General features: G+C 65.9%; 16 protein-coding genes. 10 read left to right on the top strand and 6 right to left on the bottom strand.

The window, feature by feature from the left end; all coding sequences use genetic code 11:
* Positions 1-41: 41 nt before the first annotated feature.
* The 5 genes from ABIE57_RS17140 to ABIE57_RS17120 all read left to right on the top strand — a co-directional run bounded on the left by ABIE57_RS17140 (position 42) and on the right by ABIE57_RS17120 (position 5,497).
* Positions 42-1,073, top strand: coding sequence for an SDR family NAD(P)-dependent oxidoreductase (locus ABIE57_RS17140; RefSeq protein ID WP_354540249.1), 1,032 nt, complete (start codon positions 42-44; stop codon positions 1,071-1,073).
* On the top strand, positions 1,070-2,194 hold the full coding sequence (locus ABIE57_RS17135) for a polysaccharide biosynthesis C-terminal domain-containing protein (protein ID WP_354540248.1): 1,125 nt from the start codon (positions 1,070-1,072) through the stop codon (positions 2,192-2,194). Before ABIE57_RS17140 ends, ABIE57_RS17135 begins: the two co-directional genes overlap by 4 nt.
* Positions 2,191-3,339, top strand: coding sequence for a non-hydrolyzing UDP-N-acetylglucosamine 2-epimerase (gene wecB, locus ABIE57_RS17130; RefSeq protein WP_354540247.1), 1,149 nt, complete (start codon positions 2,191-2,193; stop codon positions 3,337-3,339). Before ABIE57_RS17135 ends, wecB begins: the two co-directional genes overlap by 4 nt.
* On the top strand, positions 3,329-4,213 hold the full coding sequence (locus ABIE57_RS17125) for a sulfotransferase family protein (RefSeq protein WP_354540246.1): 885 nt from the start codon (positions 3,329-3,331) through the stop codon (positions 4,211-4,213). The genes wecB and ABIE57_RS17125 overlap by 11 nt, the downstream gene beginning before the upstream one ends.
* A gap of 84 nt (positions 4,214-4,297) precedes the next feature.
* Complete coding sequence (locus ABIE57_RS17120; protein WP_354540245.1) at positions 4,298-5,497, top strand: glycosyltransferase family 4 protein; 1,200 nt, start codon at positions 4,298-4,300, stop codon at positions 5,495-5,497.
* Between the two features lie 20 nt (positions 5,498-5,517).
* Here ABIE57_RS17120 and ABIE57_RS17115 read toward each other — a convergent pair whose 3' ends face one another.
* The 3 genes from ABIE57_RS17115 to ABIE57_RS17105 are packed head-to-tail and all read right to left on the bottom strand — an operon-like array spanning position 5,518 to position 7,480.
* On the bottom strand, positions 5,518-5,970 hold the full coding sequence (locus tag ABIE57_RS17115) for a hypothetical protein (protein WP_354540244.1): 453 nt from the start codon (positions 5,968-5,970) through the stop codon (positions 5,518-5,520).
* On the bottom strand, positions 5,967-7,220 hold the full coding sequence (locus tag ABIE57_RS17110) for a phage head spike fiber domain-containing protein (protein WP_354540243.1): 1,254 nt from the start codon (positions 7,218-7,220) through the stop codon (positions 5,967-5,969). The genes ABIE57_RS17115 and ABIE57_RS17110 overlap by 4 nt, the downstream gene beginning before the upstream one ends.
* Positions 7,217-7,480: a spike base protein, RCAP_Rcc01079 family gene (locus ABIE57_RS17105; protein ID WP_354540242.1), complete on the bottom strand. Its 264-nt coding sequence runs from the start codon at positions 7,478-7,480 to the stop codon at positions 7,217-7,219. The genes ABIE57_RS17110 and ABIE57_RS17105 overlap by 4 nt, the downstream gene beginning before the upstream one ends.
* A 230-nt stretch (positions 7,481-7,710) precedes the next feature.
* Here ABIE57_RS17105 and ABIE57_RS17100 point away from each other — a divergent pair, with 230 nt between their 5' ends.
* The 4 genes from ABIE57_RS17100 to ABIE57_RS17085 all read left to right on the top strand — a co-directional run bounded on the left by ABIE57_RS17100 (position 7,711) and on the right by ABIE57_RS17085 (position 11,384).
* Positions 7,711-8,895, top strand: a complete 1,185-nt coding sequence (locus ABIE57_RS17100; RefSeq protein WP_354540241.1) for a LegC family aminotransferase — start codon at positions 7,711-7,713, stop codon at positions 8,893-8,895.
* On the top strand, positions 8,892-10,079 hold the full coding sequence (locus ABIE57_RS17095) for a UDP-N-acetylglucosamine 4,6-dehydratase (protein WP_354540240.1): 1,188 nt from the start codon (positions 8,892-8,894) through the stop codon (positions 10,077-10,079). The genes ABIE57_RS17100 and ABIE57_RS17095 overlap by 4 nt, the downstream gene beginning before the upstream one ends.
* Before the next feature lie 3 nt (positions 10,080-10,082).
* A complete protein-coding gene (locus ABIE57_RS17090; protein WP_354540239.1) occupies positions 10,083-10,778 on the top strand; it encodes a sugar transferase in 696 nt (231 codons plus the stop codon).
* 87 nt (positions 10,779-10,865) lie between these two features.
* A complete protein-coding gene (locus tag ABIE57_RS17085; RefSeq protein WP_354540238.1) occupies positions 10,866-11,384 on the top strand; it encodes a hypothetical protein in 519 nt (172 codons plus the stop codon).
* Positions 11,385-11,649: 265 nt separating this feature from the next.
* On the opposite strand, the gene ABIE57_RS17080 is transcribed toward ABIE57_RS17085, so the two are convergent.
* Entirely contained in the window at positions 11,650-14,022 is a 2,373-nt protein-coding gene (locus tag ABIE57_RS17080; protein WP_354540237.1) for a YbcC family protein, read from the bottom strand.
* A 23-nt stretch (positions 14,023-14,045) separates the two neighbouring features.
* Positions 14,046-15,596, bottom strand: a complete 1,551-nt coding sequence (locus ABIE57_RS17075) for a proton-conducting transporter transmembrane domain-containing protein (protein WP_354540236.1) — start codon at positions 15,594-15,596, stop codon at positions 14,046-14,048.
* A 104-nt stretch (positions 15,597-15,700) separates the two neighbouring features.
* On the opposite strand from ABIE57_RS17075, the gene ABIE57_RS17070 reads away from it, so the two are divergent.
* On the top strand, positions 15,701-16,579 hold the full coding sequence (locus ABIE57_RS17070) for a LysR family transcriptional regulator (protein WP_354540235.1): 879 nt from the start codon (positions 15,701-15,703) through the stop codon (positions 16,577-16,579).
* 46 nt (positions 16,580-16,625) lie between these two features.
* Here the strand turns inward: ABIE57_RS17070 and ABIE57_RS17065 are convergent, their stop codons facing one another.
* Positions 16,626-18,536, bottom strand: coding sequence for a heavy metal translocating P-type ATPase (locus tag ABIE57_RS17065; protein ID WP_354540234.1), 1,911 nt, complete (start codon positions 18,534-18,536; stop codon positions 16,626-16,628).

Genomic DNA, 18,536 nt, shown 5'->3' with positions numbered 1-18,536 from the left:
CGACTGCGAAACAATTATAGGCTCTTAGAGAAAGGATGAACATGACCCTTCCCCAAAGCGTTCTCATCACCGGGGGCACCGGCTCCTTCGGCAAGACCATGCTGCGTGATCTTCTGGCGCGCGGCTGTCCGGAGGTGCGGGTGCTCAGCCGTGACGAGGAAAAGCAGGACGCCCTGCGCACCGATCTGCGCGACGAGCGGGTGCGGTTCTATATCGGCGATGTGCGCGACCGCGATGCCGTCGAGCGGGCCGTGCAGGGCGTCGAATGCGTGTTCCACGCCGCCGCCCTCAAGCAGGTGCCGTCCTGCGAGTTCTTCCCGCACGAGGCGGTGCGCACCAACATCCTCGGCTCGGAAAACGTGATCCGCGCCTGCATCGCGGCGGGCGTGCGCGGCCTTGTGTGCCTGTCCACCGACAAGGCGGTGTTCCCGATCAACGCCATGGGCATGTCGAAGGCGCTGATGGAAAAGACCGCGCAGGCCGCCGCGCGCGAGCTTGGCCCCGATGCGCGCACCACCATTGCCCGCGTGCGCTATGGCAACGTGATGTATTCGCGCGGCTCTGCGATCCCGCTTTTCGTGCGCCAGATCCGGCAGGACAAGCCGATCACCATCACCGAGCCGACGATGACGCGGTTCCTGATGCCGCTGCGCGACAGCGTGGCCCTGGTCAATCACGCGCTGACCGAGGCGCATCAGGGTGACCTGTTCATCCGCAAGGCCCCGGCCAGCACCATCGAGGACCTGGTGACCGCGCTCAAGGAGCTGTTCGGCAAGCCCGATCACCCCACCGAGATCATCGGCTGGCGTCACTCCGAAAAGCTGTTCGAGACGCTGGCCAGCGCCGAGGAGCTGAGCCAGTCCGAGGATATGGGGGATTATTACCGGATCGTGCTCGACCAGCGGAACCTGAACTACAAGGCGTATTTCACCGAAGGGCAGCAGGATATCGTGCAGCACGAGGATTATCATTCGCACAATACCGAGCGGCTTGACGTGGCCGGTGTGAAGGCGCTGTTGCTGTCCTTGCCGGAAATCCGGGCCGAGCTTGAGGCGGCGGGAGTTCAGTCATGAAGCGCATCGCCATCACCGGCGCGGCGGGTCTTCTGGGCTGGCATGCGCATGCGCGGCTTCATGCCGTCAACTGCGCAGCCCGGTTTCGCGGTGACGAGGCCCCCTACGACATTGTCGCGCTCGACCGCGCCGCGTTCAACGATGCGGAGAGGCTGCGCGCGGCGCTGTCGGGTGCGGTAGCCGTGCTGCACTTTGCCGGGGTGAACCGGGCCCCCGATGACGAGGTCGAGACCGGCAATCCGCGCATCGCCACGCAACTGGCGGATGGCTGCCGGGCGGCGGGGGTCTCGCCGCATATCGTCTATGCCAATTCCACCCATGCCACGACCGACACGCCCTATGGGCGCGGCAAGCGGCGCGCGGCCGAGATCCTCTCGGCGGCGGTGCCGGAATTTACCGACATGGTTCTGCCCCATATCTTTGGCGAGGGGGCGCGGCCCTTCTACAACAACGTGACCGCCACCCTCATCCACCAGATACTCGCCGGTGACACGCCGAGCGTGAACCCGGACGGACAGGTGCGGCTGTTGCATGCCGGGGCGGCGGCGCAGGCGGCCATCGACGCGGTCGAGACCGGCACCACCGGAGAGATCGCCCCCGAGCCGCGCCCGATGCGGGTGCCCGCGTTGCTGGACCGGCTGCAAGCGTTTCACGACCTTTATAGCGCCAATATCTTTCCCGATCTTTCGGATCCGTTCGAGCGCGCGCTTTTCAACACCTACCGTGCGGCCACCTATCCCGATGGCTGGCCGCGACCGCTCCGGCTCAACACCGATCCGCGCGGCACGTTGTTCGAGGCGGTCAAGGGCGGCGGTGGCGGGCAGACATTCCTGTCGACCACCAGACCGGGCGTGACGCGCGGCGATCATTTCCATATCGGCAAGGTCGAGCGGTTCCTCGTGGTGCAGGGCGAGGCGGTGATCCGCATTCGCAAGGTGCTGACCGGGGATGTGTGGGAATACCGCGTGTCGGGTGATGCCCCGGCCCCGGTGGACATGCCCACCCTGCACACCCATTCCATCGAGAACGTTGGCACGGGCGACCTGCTCACCCTGTTCTGGACGCATGATCTGTTCGATCCGACCGCCCCCGACACCTATGCTGACAAGGTAATCCGATGACCCGCCTCAAGATCATGACCATCCTCGGCACGCGGCCCGAGATCATCCGGCTGTCGCGCGTGATGGCCCGGCTTGACCGCTATACCGATCACGTGATCGTCCATACCGGGCAGAATTACGATTACGAACTCAACGAGGTGTTTTTCGCTGATCTCGGCGTGCGCAAGCCCGACCATTTCCTTGGTGTCGGCGGCGGCACTCTGGGCGAGACGCTGGGCGGCATCCTGACCGAGACCGAAAAGGCGCTGGTGGCCGAGCGGCCCGATGCGGTGCTGATCCTTGGCGACACCAACTCCGCGATTTCGGCGATCATGGCCCGGCGAATGAAGATCCCGGTCTATCACATGGAGGCGGGCAACCGCTCTTTCGATCGCAACGTGCCGGAAGAGACGAACCGCAAACTTGTCGATCACATCGCCGATTTCAACCTCGTTTATACCGAACATGCGCGGCGTCATCTGCTGTCGGAGGGGGTATCGCACCGCCGCATCCATCTGACCGGATCGCCCATGCGCGAGGTGCTGGAGCATTACCGTGATCGGATCGACGCGTCGGACATTCTGGCGCGGCTCGGGTTGACGGCGCGGGGATATTTCATCGTTTCGCTGCATCGCGAGGAGAATGTCGACAGTGCGGACCGGCTCTCGGCGCTTCTGGTGGCGCTCAACGCGCTGGCCGAGCGGCACGACATGCCGGTCATCGTGTCCACCCATCCGCGCACCCGCAAGCGGCTCGAAGTGCTGGACGGGGCGCGTCCGGACGCGCGCATCCAGTGGATGAAGCCCTTCGGGTTCCACGACTACAACCATCTCCAGATGCACGCCTTCTGTGCGATCTCCGACAGCGGCACCATCGCCGAGGAAGCCTCGATACTGGGATTTCCGGCGATCACCCCGCGCGACGCGATCGAGCGGCCCGAGGCGCTTGACGTGGGGTGCGTGATCATGACCGGGCTTGATCTTGCCGCGATCATCGGCGGGGTCGACGCGATCACCCAGGCCCATGCCGAGCGTGCGGCGGCGGGCCTGCCGCAACCCGTGCCCGCCGACTACTGCATCACCAACACGTCGGAGCGGGTGGTCAACCTGATCCTTGGCACAGCGCGATTGTCGAATGCTTGGGACGGAATCCGCGATGGCCGATAACCTGAACGAAAGCCTGCCGTTTCAGCCCGTGGTCATCATCGGCGCCGCGAGGTCCGGCACCAACGCCCTGCGCGATATGCTTGTGCAGTTGCCGGGCGTGGCCACATGGCCCTGTGACGAGATCAATCCGATCTGGCGACATGGAAACATCCGCCATCCCGACGATGAACTGCCCGACACGGCGGCACGAGACGATGTGCGGCGCTTTGTCCGGGGGGCCTTTCGCAACATCTGGAAGGCCCAGGGCCGCCCGGATATCGTGATCGAGAAGACCTGCGCCAACAGCCTCCGCGTGCCCTTTGTCGCGGCGGTTCTGCCAGAGGCGAAATTCATCTACATCGTGCGGGACGGGGTCGCTGTCGTCGCCTCGGCGCGCAAGCGGTGGCGCGGGGAACTGGAAGTGCGCGGCCTGCCGTATTTCCTGGCCAAGGCGCGTTATGCGCCGCTATCCGATCTTCCGTTCTACGCGGGCTCGGTGCTCGCGCGGCGCATTTCGATCCGGCTTGGCCTCAAGGAACATATGGGGGTCTGGGGGCCACGTTTCGCCGATATGGGACGGTTTGCCCACGAACCGGTCGAGGCCCTGTGCGCCCGGCAATGGCAGGCCTGCATCGACAGCTCGGACGCGGCATTTGCCACGATGGCCGAGGACAGGCTGTTTACCCTCAGCTATGAGGCCCTTACCGCCGATCCGCTGGCAATGCTCGACCGGTTGACGGGTTTCCTCGGCATGGAGGCATCCGCCGAAGCCCGCTCTGCGGCGGCAGGAAAAATCCGACGCGGCGGTGCGGGAAAGCGGCCTTCGGACCTGCCCGATATGGACCGGGTCATGGAAATTCTGGACGCGCCGATGCGCCGCCACGGGTATATCTGAGATGGGTGTCGCCCTGCTCACGGCGTCGCTTGGGGCAACGCTTCGGCTTGACGCGCGCGATGCAACAAGCCGGGGGCTGTCACGATGAAGATCCTGCTGACCCATCGGTTCTTCTTTCCCGATACCGCACCCTACGCAATCATGCTGCGTTCGATCGGAGAGGCGCTGACCGAGAGCGGTCACGACGTGCATGTGTGCAGTTCCCTTCCCTCCTATCGCGACGGCCCCGAGGCACCGCGCCGCGAGCGTCTGGGGCGGCTCACGGTGCGGCGGCTGCGCGTGTTCCGCAACGAAAAGGCCAGCCCGCCCAAGCGGCTCGCGAATGTGGCTCTCTATTGCGCCGGGCTGTTTGTACGGATCCTGCGGCTGCGGCCCGATGTCGTCACCGCGTCGACCTTTCCCCCGGTGATCGCGGCGTGGACCGCCAGCCTTGCGGCCCGGATGACGGGGGCTACCTTTGTCTATCACTTGCAGGATATTCACCCCGAGGTGTCGGGGATCTCTGGTGGCGCGCTTGGCCGTGGTCTGCCCGCGCGCATCCTGCGCTGGCTGGACAATCAGACGCTGCGGCGCGCCGCGATGATCGTGACGCTGTCCGAAGACATGGTGCAGACGTTGCAGGCACGTGGGCTGGGGCCTCTGCCGATCCATGTCGTCAACAATTTCGCGCTCGACGATTTCGGTGCCGACGCGGACATGCCGCCGCCGGACCTGCGCAAGGCTCCCGGCCGGCGGCGGGTGATCTTTGCCGGCAATCTCGGGCATTTCCAGGACCTGCCGCTGTTGATCGAGGGGGTTGCCCTTGCCCTTTCGCGGCATCCTGACCTTGAGCTGATGTTGCTCGGCGAAGGTGTGGCCACCGCCGATCTGAAACGCCGCTGGGCAGAGCATCCACAGGTTACCTTCGGCCCGTTTCTGCCCTACCCACAGGCGCGCGAGCTGATCCGCGAGGCCGATATCGGGCTCTTGTCATTGCGCAAGGACATCTATCGCGTGGCCTATCCGTCCAAGCTTCTGACGTATCTTTCGCTTGGATTGCCGGTGCTGGCGCTGATCGAACCGGAAAGCGAGCTTGCCCGGCTTTTGCACGAAGCGGGGCTTGGCAATGTTCCCGCGGCCCGAACGCCCGAGGAGATCGGTGAGGCACTGGACAGGCTGCTCGCAAACCCGATCGCACCGGCGCATATCGCGCATTGGTACGCCGCCCATGCGGATTCCGATGCCGTCATCGCGCAGTGGACGGCGCTTTTCGGCAAGCTTGGCGATGCACGCGCGCGTCGATAAGCATGGCCAATACCCCCTGATCAGCCAAGCTCACCGAAGAGCTGCGGCGGCGCATAGCTGACGGTGCCGCCGTCGCCATCGGAAATCTCGACCGCGCCGCGTGGCCAGACCGCGTCATAGAGCGCCGCCGCGTTCTCCGCTGAGGTCACATCGGCGGTCACGGCGGAGACGGCACCTGTCTCCGGGTCATGGCCATGAATGGCGGCATAGAGGTCATTGCCCCGCCGCGTGCCTTCATAAGGAGCCTGCGCCAGCACGGTGACACCCGGCGCGACCCTGAATGCGGCTGCCTCCTCGGGCGTGACCCGCACATAGGTGAGCGCCGCCGTGCCATTGACGACCGTGGGCGTGCGCGTGAAGCCGGTGATGCTTTGCCCATCCTCGTCGAGCTTCTCGGGCGCGTGCTGCGCGAAGAAGGCTACCAGCGCGGGCACGTCCGCGATATGGATGATGCCGTCGATCATCTGTCTCATGCCGTGATCTCCTGTAGCTGGGCGTTGGTGAGGCGGGCGGGGTAATGGATCAGCCGCCGGATGTGGCCGCCAAGCGGATACTGACCGACACCGCTGCGCATACCGATCCACATCTCGCTCAGGCCGGTCGGCAAGGCCCCGGCGTTGTCGGTCAAAGCGGTCCCGCCATCGGCGGCTGCGGCAAAGTCATTCTCTGCCCATGCAATCGCGCGCCTCGTGACCACATTGGGCGTGGCGCTTGGCACAGCGAGGTTTGCCGAAGTGGTGCCGCCCGCGCTCACTTGCGCAGTCATGCCGCCGCCGCTCCGCATCAGCACACGGTTTGCGATGCCCCCATCATGAAGTTCGAAAAAGGCGGTGAGGCCAGAGATGACGGGCGTTTCCGCCTCGATCAGGATCGTGCCGCCCGCCGGGTTGAGCCATGAGGTGTTGTTCGCCCGCGCAATATCCGCCGCGCGCGTGACCGGGGAGGCCCCGGTCGGGATGTAACTGGTGGCAAACGCGCCCTTCTCCAACTGCGCGCCCCACACAAGGAGGTCCGCGCTGTCGCTGACGGCCAGATTGCCGCGCAGGGTAAGTCGCATCTGAGGCGCGGTGCCGCCCGGAACAAGAAGCGAGGTCCGGACACGCGCCCAGTCCGGGCCGATATCGGTGACAATGACCCCGCCGCCATTTATGGTCAGGGCGACGGCATATGTTCCGCCATCGAAACTTTTGACCCATACCGACGCGGTATACGTGGTGTTCCCCGTCGCCGGACTTGCGGTTTGTGACAGTTGCGATCTGTCAGCCGTGCTGACACCACCCGCGAGGGCAAGTTGCACCCGGTCTGCCGTCATCGTCCCATCCGGCGCGATGCCCTGATCCGCGGTCACCACCGGCATCAGGCCGGTTCCATTCCCGGTTTTCGACCACACGGGATCCGCAAAATCCGCGCTTCGGGCAAGCTCGTTCGTGCTCGCCCCTTCGATCAGCAGCCCCCGCGCCGCTCCCGTGACCGGGTCGTGATCCAGACGCGGCGCGTCGGCGGCACCAAGCCTGAGGGTGCCGGACGCGTCCCGAAAGGTGGCCGCGCCGGTGCGGGTGAAGGTCATGATTTGAGAAAGGGGCAGGTGATGCCCACCTGCGGCAAAGGTGCCCCGGATGAAATCCATGACAAGGCTGGGTGTCGGCGTTCCGCCCGGCGGCAGATAATCGGCCAGCGGTGGCCGACGCCAAGCGGCGAGCGAGAGATCCCGAACGATCTTCATGCGAGCACCAGGGCGTGAATCCCCGTTGCCGTGGTGTTCGACGCGCGCACGCGACGAATACCGATCGGCAGGATCGAGAAATCGGCGACGACCATCTGGCGCGTCTCGCCTGCTGCGCTGACCACGCTCACCGTGCCGCCGGTCTCGACATAGAGCCCGATTGCCACATGGGGCAGGTCCACGGCGTCATCGGGGGTGACGGGCAGGGCATCGGTTGCCGGGCCGGACAAGGCGTTCGTGCGATTCTTGAAGGGGTTCATGATGGCTCCTGAGTCTGAATGTCCCGCAGAAATCGGGCGGGCGCAGGAGCAGAAGATCGGGCGGGGCGGGTTGCCAACGGATGAATCCACCGAACGGCCTGTGCCTGCCCTCAGCCGACTTGTCTTCGGGCGGTTCGGCAGGTATGCGTGCGGTCAAAACACGCCCCTGCGGATCGTAAGCCAAGCCATTTCCCGCCAGTCCGCACACCCGTTTTTCATAAAGCGATGCCATGACAGAAGATATCACGCTGACCACGACCGACGCCCTGATCGACCTTGTCGGGGATATGTTCGGCCCGGCCCCCACGCCGCTGCACCGCCCTGTGTTCGAGGGTAACGAGCGCGCCTATCTGGTCGATACGATCGATTCCAATTTCGTGTCCTCGGTCGGGGCGCGGGTCACTGAATTCGAGGACCGGATCGCGGAATTCACCGGATGCGCGCGCGCGGTTGCCACCATGAACGGCACGGCGGCGCTGCATATGGCGCTGCTCGTGGCCGGGGTGCGTCCGGGGGACGAGGTGATCTCGCAGGCGCTGACTTTTGTCGCCACCTGCAACGCGATCAGCTATATCGGCGCGCGCCCGGTCTTTGTCGATGTCGACCGCGACACGATGAGCATGGGCCCCAGCGCCCTGCGCCGCTGGCTTGAGGCCAACACAAGGCGCGACGGGGCCGATACCGTGAACCGCCGGACCGGCGCGCGCATTGCCGCCTGCGTGCCGATGCACACGTTCGGGCTACCGGGGCGCATCGCCGAGATTGCCGACATTTGCGACGAATTCGGGATCAACCTTGTCGAGGACGCCGCCGAATCTCTGGGCAGCTATGTCGGCCCCCGCCACACCGGCAAGTTCGGCAAGCTGGCCACGCTCAGCTTCAATGGCAACAAGATCATCACCACCGGCGGCGGCGGCATGATCGTGACCGACGATCACGCCCTTGCCGACCGCGCCAAGCACCTGACGACCACCGCCAAGGTGCCGCACAAGTGGGAATTCGTGCATGACGAGGTGGGCTATAATTACCGCCTGCCCAATCTCAACGCCGCCCTTGGTTGTGCGCAGATGGAAAAACTGCCCGCCATGCTGCGGATCAAGGCCGATATCGCCGCGCGTTACCGCGCCTTTTGCGCCGAACACGATCTGCACTTTGTTGATCCCATCAACGGCACCACGGCGAATTTCTGGCTGAATGCCGTGCGGCTTACGGATCGCAATGCGCGTGACACATTCCTTGACTACACCAATGCGCGGGGCGTGATGACCCGCCCGATCTGGCAGTTGATGAGCGAACTTAACGCGTTCGCCGATTGCCAGACGGATGGGCTGGAAACCTCTCGCTGGCTGGCGGACCGGATCGTCAACCTGCCCTCCAGCGTTCCCGAAAATGAATTCCACAGGCTTGCGACATGAATATTCTTGATCTTATCGGTCGCGACCGCGCGCTGTTTGACACCGATATCGCCCGTCATGATGCGCAATTGCGCGATCTGGTGGGCGCGTCGCGGTTTCTGGTGATCGGCGGTGCGGGCTCCATCGGGCAGGCGGTCACCCGCGAAATCTTCAAGCGCAATCCGCGCGCGCTGCATGTTGTGGACATCAGCGAAAACAACATGGTCGAGCTGGTGCGCGACATTCGCAGCACGCTGGGCTATAACGATGCCGATTTCCGCACCTTCGCGATTGATTGCGGCAGTCGCGAATTCGCGGCGCTGATGGCGGCAACGAGCGGCTATGATTACGTGCTGAACCTCTCGGCGCTCAAACATGTGCGTTCCGAGAAGGACCCGTTCACGCTGATGCGGCTCATAGAGGTCAACATCCTCAACACCATCGCCACCCTGCACGCCGCCCGCGACAAGGGCGCGGCCAAGTATTTCTGCGTCTCGACCGACAAGGCGGCCAACCCCGTCAACATGATGGGTGCCAGCAAGCGGATCATGGAAATGTTCCTGATGCGCGAAAGCCTGACCATGCCGATTTCCACCGCGCGCTTTGCCAATGTCGCCTTTTCCGACGGCTCGCTTTTGCACGGCTTCAACCAGCGCTTTGCCAAGAACCAGCCGATTTCGGCACCCAATGACGTGCGCCGCTATTTTGTGACGCCGCAAGAATCGGGCGAGCTGTGCCTCATGTCCTGCATGACCGGCGGCAATCGCGACATCTTTTTCCCCAAGCTGAGCGAGGCGCTGAACCTCACCCGGTTTTCCGATATCGCCGTGCGCTACCTGCATGCGCGCGGGTTCGAGCCGCATGAATGCGCGACCGAGGACGAGGCCCGCGACCGCGCCGCCGAGCTGATCCCCACGGGCAAATGGCCGGTCTATTTCTTCGCCTCCGACACCACCGGTGAAAAGGATTTCGAGGAGTTCTTTACCGAGGCCGAAACCCTCCACATGGACCGTTTCGACAGTATCGGCGTGATCCTGAACGCGCCGGAGTTTGATCCCGCCAGCCTCGATCATTTCCTGTCCGAGATCGACCGCATCCGCAACGCGGCGACATGGGACAAACCCGAGATTGTCGCGCTGTTCAACGCCATGATCCCGGATTTCGATCACAAGGAAACCGGCAAATACCTTGACGCAAGGATGTAGGCCATGTTGCAACGTCTGCTCGATATCGTCTTTTCCGGCATTGCGCTGATCGTGCTGGCACCCATCCTTGTGCCGGTCGCGCTGATCCTGCGCTTTACCGGAGAGGGCGAGGTGTTTTTCGGCCAGAACCGCGTCGGGCTGGGCGGCGGCTATTTCAAGCTGCTGAAATTCGCCACCATGCTCAAGAACAGCCCGAACATGGGCACCGGGACGGTCACGCTCAAGGATGATCCGCGCGTGCTGCCGGTGGGAAAATTCCTGCGCAAGACCAAGATCAACGAGTTGCCGCAACTGCTCAATATCCTGAAGGGCGACATGAGCATCATCGGCCCGCGCCCGCAGACGAGGCGCTGTTTCGACGCCTTCCCCGACGGCTCGCAACAGGCCATCGTGACGGTGCGGCCGGGGCTGTCGGGGATCGGCTCGATCGTGTTTCGCGGCGAAGAGGACATGATGCACGCCGCCAATGACCCGGACCGGTTCTATGATCAGGTGATCATGCCCTACAAGGGCCAGCTTGAGGAATGGTATGTCCGCCACCAATCCATCACCACCTATCTCGCACTGATCGCGCTCACCGTCTGGGTTGTGCTCAACCCACGCTCGGGCATCGTCTGGCGCGTATTCCCCGACCTGCCCGCCCCGCCCGAAGAGATCGCGGGCGATGTGAACTGGACCACCGCGCGCCATGCCGCATGATGAGAACACGCTTCGGCAGGTGGGGGCACTGCATGCCAGTTGGATTGCCGGGGCTTCCTTTCCAGCCTTGGCCCCCGCTTTCTGACCGTGCTTTACCGTGCGATCGACCGCAGCGATGACGCGGTTCTGATCGTCGAGACCGACGGCAACGGCGTGACCGGCTTTGTCACCGGCGGCAGTGTTATGGGACCGATCTATCGCCAGATGATCCGGGATTGGCCCAACCTGATTCCAGCCCTGCGGCCGATCGTGTTTCAGCCGCGCAAGGTTCTGGGGATATCGCCGCTTGATCTCGACACCAAAAGTTTCAATTCACGCTGCTCACCCGACCTTGCAGCCCCAGAAGGACGTGTGCTCCGCCGCGAAGTAGCCATCCGCGACCCGGAAATATCCCTGCAACTCGACGATATCGTCGGCGCTGAGCGGCACCATGGTCTGGAACCAGAGCGCGGTGGCGAGGGAGACGTGGGTGGCGGAAATTTCGCCAAAGGAACCGCGGATTTCGGTCGTACCGTTCAGGACGAGCCGCCCGCGCATGCCGGCCGTGGTGCTGTCATTGACCTTGTAGAGCAGCGTCGCGCCGAAGATGTAGGTGCCATCCGCTGACACCACGAACCGGGTGTTGGTGGCGTCGAAGGCGCCCTGATCGTTATAGTGTTTGATCCCGGATGATCACATTTCCCCTCGGCGATCTTCGTCCAGGTATCGACGCCGACATAGTTGTCGAAGTTGGTCCAGGCCTTGAAGCGCGACAGCCGGGGCTGGTCCACGATGGCGCTGGCGTTGTCGACGATCAGCCCGTCGAGGAAGCTGCTGCCGTCGGCCGATACCGCGAGGCGGAACCTGGACATCACTGGCAGGAACGTCAGGTTCAGGTGACGAGGTGATCAGGGGCCCAGACGAGACCGGGGTGATAGCGTGCTGTGATCCGCCCGTTTTCAAGCGCAAGGAGGTGCAGCCAGCCGTTGTCGAACAAGTCCCGCACCCCTGCGTGGCGGGCAAGGATCCCGGACATCGCGGCCTGAGGCGCCTCGATCATGACCGACAGACGCAGAGGTTCATGCGCCGCCCTTTCGCCGTCATGGACCGTCTGCCAAGGCAAGCCGGGGCGCAAGGCCCCGCCGTTGCCCTCGACCACGCCGATGCCGCCAACGACGTTGTGGATCAGTTTGTTGCCTCCGCCAAAGGCTGCTGGCGCGACGGTTGATCCATAATATTGCAGGCTGATCCAGCTGGCGACCACGACCGGCGCGGTCAGGATCAGTTCCAGCGTGGCAAAGTCGGCGTCAGCCGTCCAGTCGTAGCTGTGCAGAAAGGCGCGCCCCTCAAGGTCGGCCGCCGCAGTGACTGCGCGGGGGGCGGCGATGAAGGCGGCACAGCCTGCCAGACCCCATTCCGGCCGCACCTCGGCCCAGTCCCGTGCGCGCGCCGCGATCGTGGTCGCCGTCGCACCGGGCAGGCGCAGCGCCCGTTCGGCCCGCGCGCCCTTCGCGGCCCGCACCAGCCAGCCCTTCGCGGCCGTCAGGTCGGCACGGTGGTCGGGTGCGGGCGTGTCGTCTTCATAAAGCGTGACCGTCTCGGTCGTGGTGTCGTGCAGACCCGCCACAAAGACCGTATCCGCAGGCAGGTCGATGCCCTGCGCGGGCAGGCCCGCGCGTGTTTCCGGGTCGTTCAGAAGCGTGGCCAGGAGCCGTGCCGAAACCTCGCCCGTCTGACCGCCGCAGGCACCGCAGTGATAGGCGCTTTCATGCGGGTTATTGGTCACTTGCCCGCCGTGGCCCAGCAACAGGACCAGCCGCGCATGACCGTTTGTCATGCTCATCGCCCTGAGGACCGCAGCGCCGGTTGCCGCCTTGGCCTCGGGCGACAGCCCGCCCTCGATCCGGGGCGCGGGGGCGGCGGTTTCGGCCCTGCTCGACACCCCCAGCGCGTCTTTCACAAGTTTTATCCCATAGACCGGACCCGCCGCCTCGACAAAGGCAAAGGATGACACCGCCGCCTGCCGGAACCGGCCCCAGGCGCGCGCGGTGCGCGCGGCAATCCGTGTGGCTTCTTCCACGGCAGGGGCGGCGTGACCGGTGGACGTGAGGCCGGGTTTCAGCAGCACCGGCAGATGCGATGCAACCTCGTCGGTGCCATGGGCGCGATGCGCCAGCGGCAGGCCGAAGAAACCGGCAAAACCGATGGTTGCAATGCCGGGGCTCTGTGCCTCCAGCGCGCGGCGGAACACTTCTGACCGCACATCGATGCAGAACGCGGCCTGAAGGTCCGGGCGGCCGACTGGTGCCTTTGGCCCGGTCAGGACGGCGGACAGACGCCGCTGATGCGCCCGCTCTGCCGCGTCTTGCAAAATCGCGTCGATGACCTGATCGGGGCTCGGCGCGACCGGGACGGCATGACCGGCAACGGTTTGCGCCCAACCGTCCGCAACCTGCGGGGCATGGGCCAGCAGCGCCTCTTCCCAGATCAGCCGGATCGCCAGAAGGTCGGTGATCGTGGCATCAGTGCCGCCTTTCAACTCCGCCTCCCACAATAGCCAGCGCGCATGCATCGCCCAGCCGCCAAGGTCCATCAGCAGCCGGTGGAACGCCGTGGGCGCTGCGGTCTCGGTGATGCCCAGCCGTTCCGATGCGCGCAGAATGGCGCGTTCGGCCGTGTCAGGCGCGGCGGCGACATGGGCGCAGAAGCCCGACAAGCCCGCAATCTCGGGCGTCAGGTCATGCAATGCCCATTCCCGCCAGGCGGCAAAGGCGCCCTGTCCCGGCGCGGGCGTCCACAGCGCCTGACCCCGGTCAAAGCGCCCCGCTGCCCAGAGGCCGACGGTCCGCGCGATCACCGCAGGCCAGTCAGTGCCCGTAAACGTCGCGGCGAGGTCGGCCACCGTCGGCAGGATGGCGGGCGGCGGGACGGTCGCCGCCAGCTTGGCCTTGAGCAGGGCGAGGTCAGCAGGCTTCAGCGGCGAGGAGGAGGCAATCAGAGCCGCCGCCAGATCCTCGTCGGTGATCCGGCCCGCCGCGACCTCGGCCGCAAGTTCGGACCGGGGCCGGGTGATCGCCACGCCGGCGACCCGGGCAAGGCGGGCGGCAGCGGTCGCCAGATCCTCGCCCGTCTGGCCAAGGAATGGGTTCACCGCGACCGTGGCCGACAGCGGAAAGGCGGGGGGGATCGCACGGGCGGCGGCCTCGGCGGCCGTGAGAAGGCCGGCAATCCGGGCGGGGGCGATGTCAATGGACTTGAGGAACATGGGGTTCTCCACAGGATCAGGGGTCAGGTCGCCTTGGGGCTTTTCAGGCCGCCGATCAGGCGGTCGAACAAGGCATTGAGATAAAGGCCGTTGGCCAGATGCACGCGCAGGCCCGCTGCCGCCGGGTGATGCGCCCAAAGCGGGAACAACGCCTGCGCCACCGCCACCAGCCCGAAGGACAGAAGCGCCAGCACGATCAACGCCCATTCCAGCGCCCCAGCGGCCGGGATCGGCGGCAACACACGGCCCCAAAGCGCGAAGGCAACCTGATGGAAGGTGAAATAGGCGACCGCCGCCGCGGCCGAAGCCGCCGCCGTCCGCTGCGTCAGCGCGGCGGGGGCCGCATCGGCCAGACCCTGCGCAACCAGATAGGCGACGCCGAAGACCAGGATCATGCCAAGCGCCAGCGCCTGTGCCGACTTCTCGCCCGCGATGGTCGCAAAGCCCGCCGCAACGGCGGCATAAAGCAGGACCGCGATCAGGAAGGCGCGGGCGACGGCACCCAGGCTCGGCACGGCCACCACGCCCGGCCGCCGCACCGCCGCCACCGCCTGCACCGCGCCACCGGAGGACAGGAAGGCATGCGCCTTGTAAAGCGAATGCGCCACGATATGCAGCAGCGCCAGCGCCCAGAGCCCCAGGCCGCATTGCAGCAGCATAAAGCCCATCTGTGCCACCGTGGACCAGGCAAGCGCTGTCTTGACCGCCGACTGGGTCAGCATGACCACCGCACCGAAGAGAGCGGTCAGCCCCCCGATCATCACCAGCGCCGCCATGGCACCGGGGCTTGCCTGCACCACCTCCGCCATGCGGATCAGAAGGACCCCCCCGGCGTTGACGATCCCGGCATGCAGCAGGGCAGACACCGGGGTCGGTGCCTCCATCACCTCGGTCAGCCAGCCGTGCAGCGGAAAGGAGGCGGTCTTGAACGCCGCCGCCAATACCAGAAGCGCCACCGCACCTTGCGCGGCAAGTGGCAGGTCCGGACCCGCTGCCGCGGCGATGGCGGAAAGGTCGGCCGTCCCGTAGGCGGACCAGAGCAGCAGCGCCGCCATGATCACCGCCGCGTCGCCCGTGCCCCAGACAAGGGTGAATTTCGTTGCCGCCCGGCGCGCCTCGGCCCGCGCGGGGTAGAAGAGCAGCAGTTGCCGCAGGCCGAGGCCGGTCGCCACGAAGGCCGCCGCCAGCACCGCAAGACTGCCGGATTGGATCAGCACAAGGACCGCCGCCAGCGTGGCCAGCATCAGCGCATGAAATCGCCCCTCGCGCGCCTCGCCGTCCAGGTAACGGCGCGCATAGCGCACCACAATCCAGCCGACGAAGGCGACCAGCAGGCCCATTGTCGCACTGACAGCATCAAGCCGCAGCGCCAGAAGCCCCGGCCCCGACCCGAGATCAAGAACGCTCGACCCGGCGAGGAACACCCACACCACCCCCGCTGTCGCGAGGGCCAGCGCGGCAAGTGCGGATCCCTCGGCGATGGCCGGGATAGCACCGGGGCGGCGACCGGGCCGCAGGGCAGCAAGGACAGAGGCCGCCAGAAGCGGCAGCGGTGCGAGCGACAAGGGGTCCATTCTGAGGTCTCCGCAATGTTGTGAGAAGCGAAGGAATGGATAGCGGCTGGATATCCTCTATAAAAATACATATTATGGTGATTATCATTCCATGAAACAGAACGATGCCCCAGATCAACCTGCATCACCTGCGACTGTTCCGCGCCGTGGCGACCAATGAATCGCTGACGGCGGCGGCGCGGCGGCTGAACCTGTCGCAATCCGCGCTGTCGACCCAGATACGCACGCTGGAACAAACACTTGGCCACGATCTGTTTGAACGCCGCGGCCGGGCCATGGTGCTGACCGAAGCGGGCCGGATTGCGCTGGATCATGCCGAGGCGATTTTCCGCACCGCCGAGGATCTGACCGCGACGCTGCGCGAGACCGGTCGCAGCAAGCAGGTGCTGCGGGTTGGCGCGCTGGCGACGCTGTCGCGCAACTTCCAGCTGCAATTCCTGCGCCCCCTGATCGGCCGATCCGACGTCGAGGTGGTGCTGCGCTCGGGCAGTCAGGCCGAGCTTTTGCGAGGTCTCGGGGCGACTGCGCTTGACGTCATGCTGACGAACCTCGCCCCGCCCCGCGATGCCGCCAGCCCATGGCTGGTGCATCGGCTGTCCGAACAGCCGGTCAGCCTGATCGGCACGCCAGCCCGGATCGGACCCGGCCCCTGGCGTCTGGCCGACCTGCTGGCGCGCGCCCCGGTCGTGCTGCCCACGCGCGAGACCGCGCTACGCGAGGCCTTTGACGCGCTGATCAGCCGCCTTGGCGTGACGCCCGTCATCGCGGCCGAAGTGGACGACATGGCCATGCTGCGGCTTCTGGCGCGCGAAGATGCCGGGCTGGCCGTCATTCCGCCCATTGTTGTTCAGGACGAACTGGCCTCCGGGCGTCTTGTCGAGGCCGTCAAGCTTGATGGCCTTGCGGAATCCTTTCTTGCGGTGACCCGCGACCGGCGCTTTCCGAATCCGCTTGTGGCCACTCTGCTTGGTGCGGGTGGTTGACGTGTATCCCCGGTCGCCATGTGGATTTCGGAATGTGATAGACGGCTCATGGCGTGGCCCCTTGAACAATGTCAGCTTTCTCTGACATGGGGGTGGCCCGTGGTTTGCCCGTGGCCGGCTCCTGCGGGGCGATGCGCAGCGCGCGCAGGGCGTTCAGGATCACGGCGACGTCGATCACCTCCTGCAAAAGCGCACCCTGAACCGGGGTGAGGTAGCCGAACGCGGCCGCGATCATGCCCAGGATCGACAGACCGATCCCCGCCACCACGCTTTCCACGGCGATCCGGCGCGAGGCCCGCGCGATCTCGATCCCCGGGCCCAGCCGGTCGATCCGGTCGACGAGCAGCACCACGTCGGCAGCCTCGGCCGAGGCCGCAGCACCCCGTGCCCCCATCGCCACGCCCACATCGGCCGCGGCCAGGGCGGGCGCGTCGTTGACGCCGTCACCCACCATCATCACCGGCCCGTGTTTGCGCTCGGAGAGCACCAGCAACACCTTCTGGTCCGGCGTGAGGCCAGCCCGTAGCCCGTCAAGGCCCAGCCCCTCGGTCACGCGCTCGGCCACGTCCGCGCGGTCGCCGGTGGCCAGAAGGATGCGCGCAATCCCTTGGCGGCGCAGACCTTCCAGCATGGTGCCCGCCCCCTCGCGCAGCGGGTCGGACATCACCAGATGCCCGGCCATGTGACCGTCAACCGCCACGGCGACAAGGACCGAGCCGGCACCCTTGGCGGGGTGATCGCCCACCATCCGCCCGACCCGGGACGCCACGAACCCGTCGCCGCCGACGATCACCTCGCGGCCCTCGACACGGCCCAAGACCCCTTCGCCCGGGATCTCGGCCACCTCTGTCGGAACGGGCAGCGAGAGGCCGCGCGCCTTTGCGGCGGCGACGATGGCCTGCGCGACAGGGTGCTTGGATGCCTGGTCGAGTGCTGCGGCAAGGCGCAGGATATCGTCCGCGCCCATGCTGTCCGCGCTGTCGATTGATACGATCTGCGGGCGGCCATCCGTCAGGGTGCCGGTCTTGTCGAGGATGAGCGTGCGGATGCGCGCCATGGTTTCCAGCGGCCCCGCGCCCTTGATCAGCACGCCGAAATGCGCCGCGCGCGAGAGGCCCGCCACCAGCGCGACCGGCACGGCGAGGATGAGCGGGCAGGGCGTGGCCACCACCAGCACGGCGACCGCGCGGATCGGATCGCCGGAGACCCACCAGGCCGCGAAGGCGATGCTGACGGTGACGGCCAGAAAGCCCAGCGACCAGCGGTCCGCCAGCCGCGACATCGGCGCCTTCGATGCCTGCGCCTCCTCCACCAGGCGGACGATCCCGGCATAGGTGCTGTCCTTCGCCTCGCGCACAGCCGTCAGATCAAAGGCCTCGCCCGCGTTGGTCGCACCGCTCATGGCGTCCGCCCCGCGCGCCAGCCGCACCGGCAGCGATTCGCCGGTCAACGCCGACGTGTCGAGGAAGGCCGTGTCGGAGGCCACCCTGCCGTCCACCGGAACGACATCGCCCTGACGGATCAGCAGGAGATCACCGGGGACGAGGTCATCAAGCGGCACATCCTCCAGCCCGCCGTTGCGGTGCCGGGTTGCCGTCCGGGGCACACGCGACAGAAGGTCCCGCATCGAGCGGCGGGCGCGGCCTTCGGCGAAGGATTCCAGAAAGGTGCCGCCCGAATACATCACCGCGACGACCGCCGCCGCCAGCGTCTCGCCGAAGATGAGCGCCGCCGACATCGAGAGCGCGGCAACGATATCGAGGCCCACCTCGCCGCGCCCGATGCTCCGGACGATTTCGACCACGAGCGCTGTGAGCGCGGGAACGACTCCTGCGATCCAGACAAGGTTCGCGATATCGGTTTGACCCGCAAGGTAGACTGCAAGTCCCGCGATCAGCCCGGTTGCGGCCATCAGCAGGAGCGCGGTCTTGAAACGGTCGGTGCGGGTCTGTTCCAT

Origin of the sequence: Roseovarius sp. MBR-6, assembly GCF_040547525.1 — a bacterium.
Taxonomy (GTDB): Bacteria; Pseudomonadota; Alphaproteobacteria; order Rhodobacterales; family Rhodobacteraceae; genus Roseovarius.
Note: the sequence above shows the minus strand (reverse complement) of the source record. Positions and strands in the feature narration are given on the sequence as shown.

Bases quoted from the DNA above. Each gene is read 5' to 3' on its own strand.
- ABIE57_RS17110 (WP_354540243.1), bottom strand. From the start codon at position 7,220: ATGAAGATCGTTCGGGATCTCTCGCTCGCCGCTTGGCGTCGGCCACCG.
- ABIE57_RS17120 (WP_354540245.1), top strand. From the start codon at position 4,298: ATGAAGATCCTGCTGACCCATCGGTTCTTCTTTCCCGATACCGCACCC.
- ABIE57_RS17105 (WP_354540242.1), bottom strand. From the start codon at position 7,480: ATGAACCCCTTCAAGAATCGCACGAACGCCTTGTCCGGCCCGGCAACC.
- ABIE57_RS17135 (WP_354540248.1), top strand. From the start codon at position 1,070: ATGAAGCGCATCGCCATCACCGGCGCGGCGGGTCTTCTGGGCTGGCAT.
- ABIE57_RS17090 (WP_354540239.1), top strand. From the start codon at position 10,083: ATGTTGCAACGTCTGCTCGATATCGTCTTTTCCGGCATTGCGCTGATC.
- ABIE57_RS17095 (WP_354540240.1), top strand. From the start codon at position 8,892: ATGAATATTCTTGATCTTATCGGTCGCGACCGCGCGCTGTTTGACACC.
- ABIE57_RS17100 (WP_354540241.1), top strand. From the start codon at position 7,711: ATGACAGAAGATATCACGCTGACCACGACCGACGCCCTGATCGACCTT.
- ABIE57_RS17070 (WP_354540235.1), top strand. From the start codon at position 15,701: ATGCCCCAGATCAACCTGCATCACCTGCGACTGTTCCGCGCCGTGGCG.
- ABIE57_RS17075 (WP_354540236.1), bottom strand. From the start codon at position 15,596: ATGGACCCCTTGTCGCTCGCACCGCTGCCGCTTCTGGCGGCCTCTGTC.
- ABIE57_RS17140 (WP_354540249.1), top strand. From the start codon at position 42: ATGACCCTTCCCCAAAGCGTTCTCATCACCGGGGGCACCGGCTCCTTC.
- ABIE57_RS17065 (WP_354540234.1), bottom strand. From the start codon at position 18,536: ATGGAACAGACCCGCACCGACCGTTTCAAGACCGCGCTCCTGCTGATG.
- wecB (WP_354540247.1), top strand. From the start codon at position 2,191: ATGACCCGCCTCAAGATCATGACCATCCTCGGCACGCGGCCCGAGATC.
- ABIE57_RS17080 (WP_354540237.1), bottom strand. From the start codon at position 14,022: ATGTTCCTCAAGTCCATTGACATCGCCCCCGCCCGGATTGCCGGCCTT.
- ABIE57_RS17115 (WP_354540244.1), bottom strand. From the start codon at position 5,970: ATGAGACAGATGATCGACGGCATCATCCATATCGCGGACGTGCCCGCG.
- ABIE57_RS17125 (WP_354540246.1), top strand. From the start codon at position 3,329: ATGGCCGATAACCTGAACGAAAGCCTGCCGTTTCAGCCCGTGGTCATC.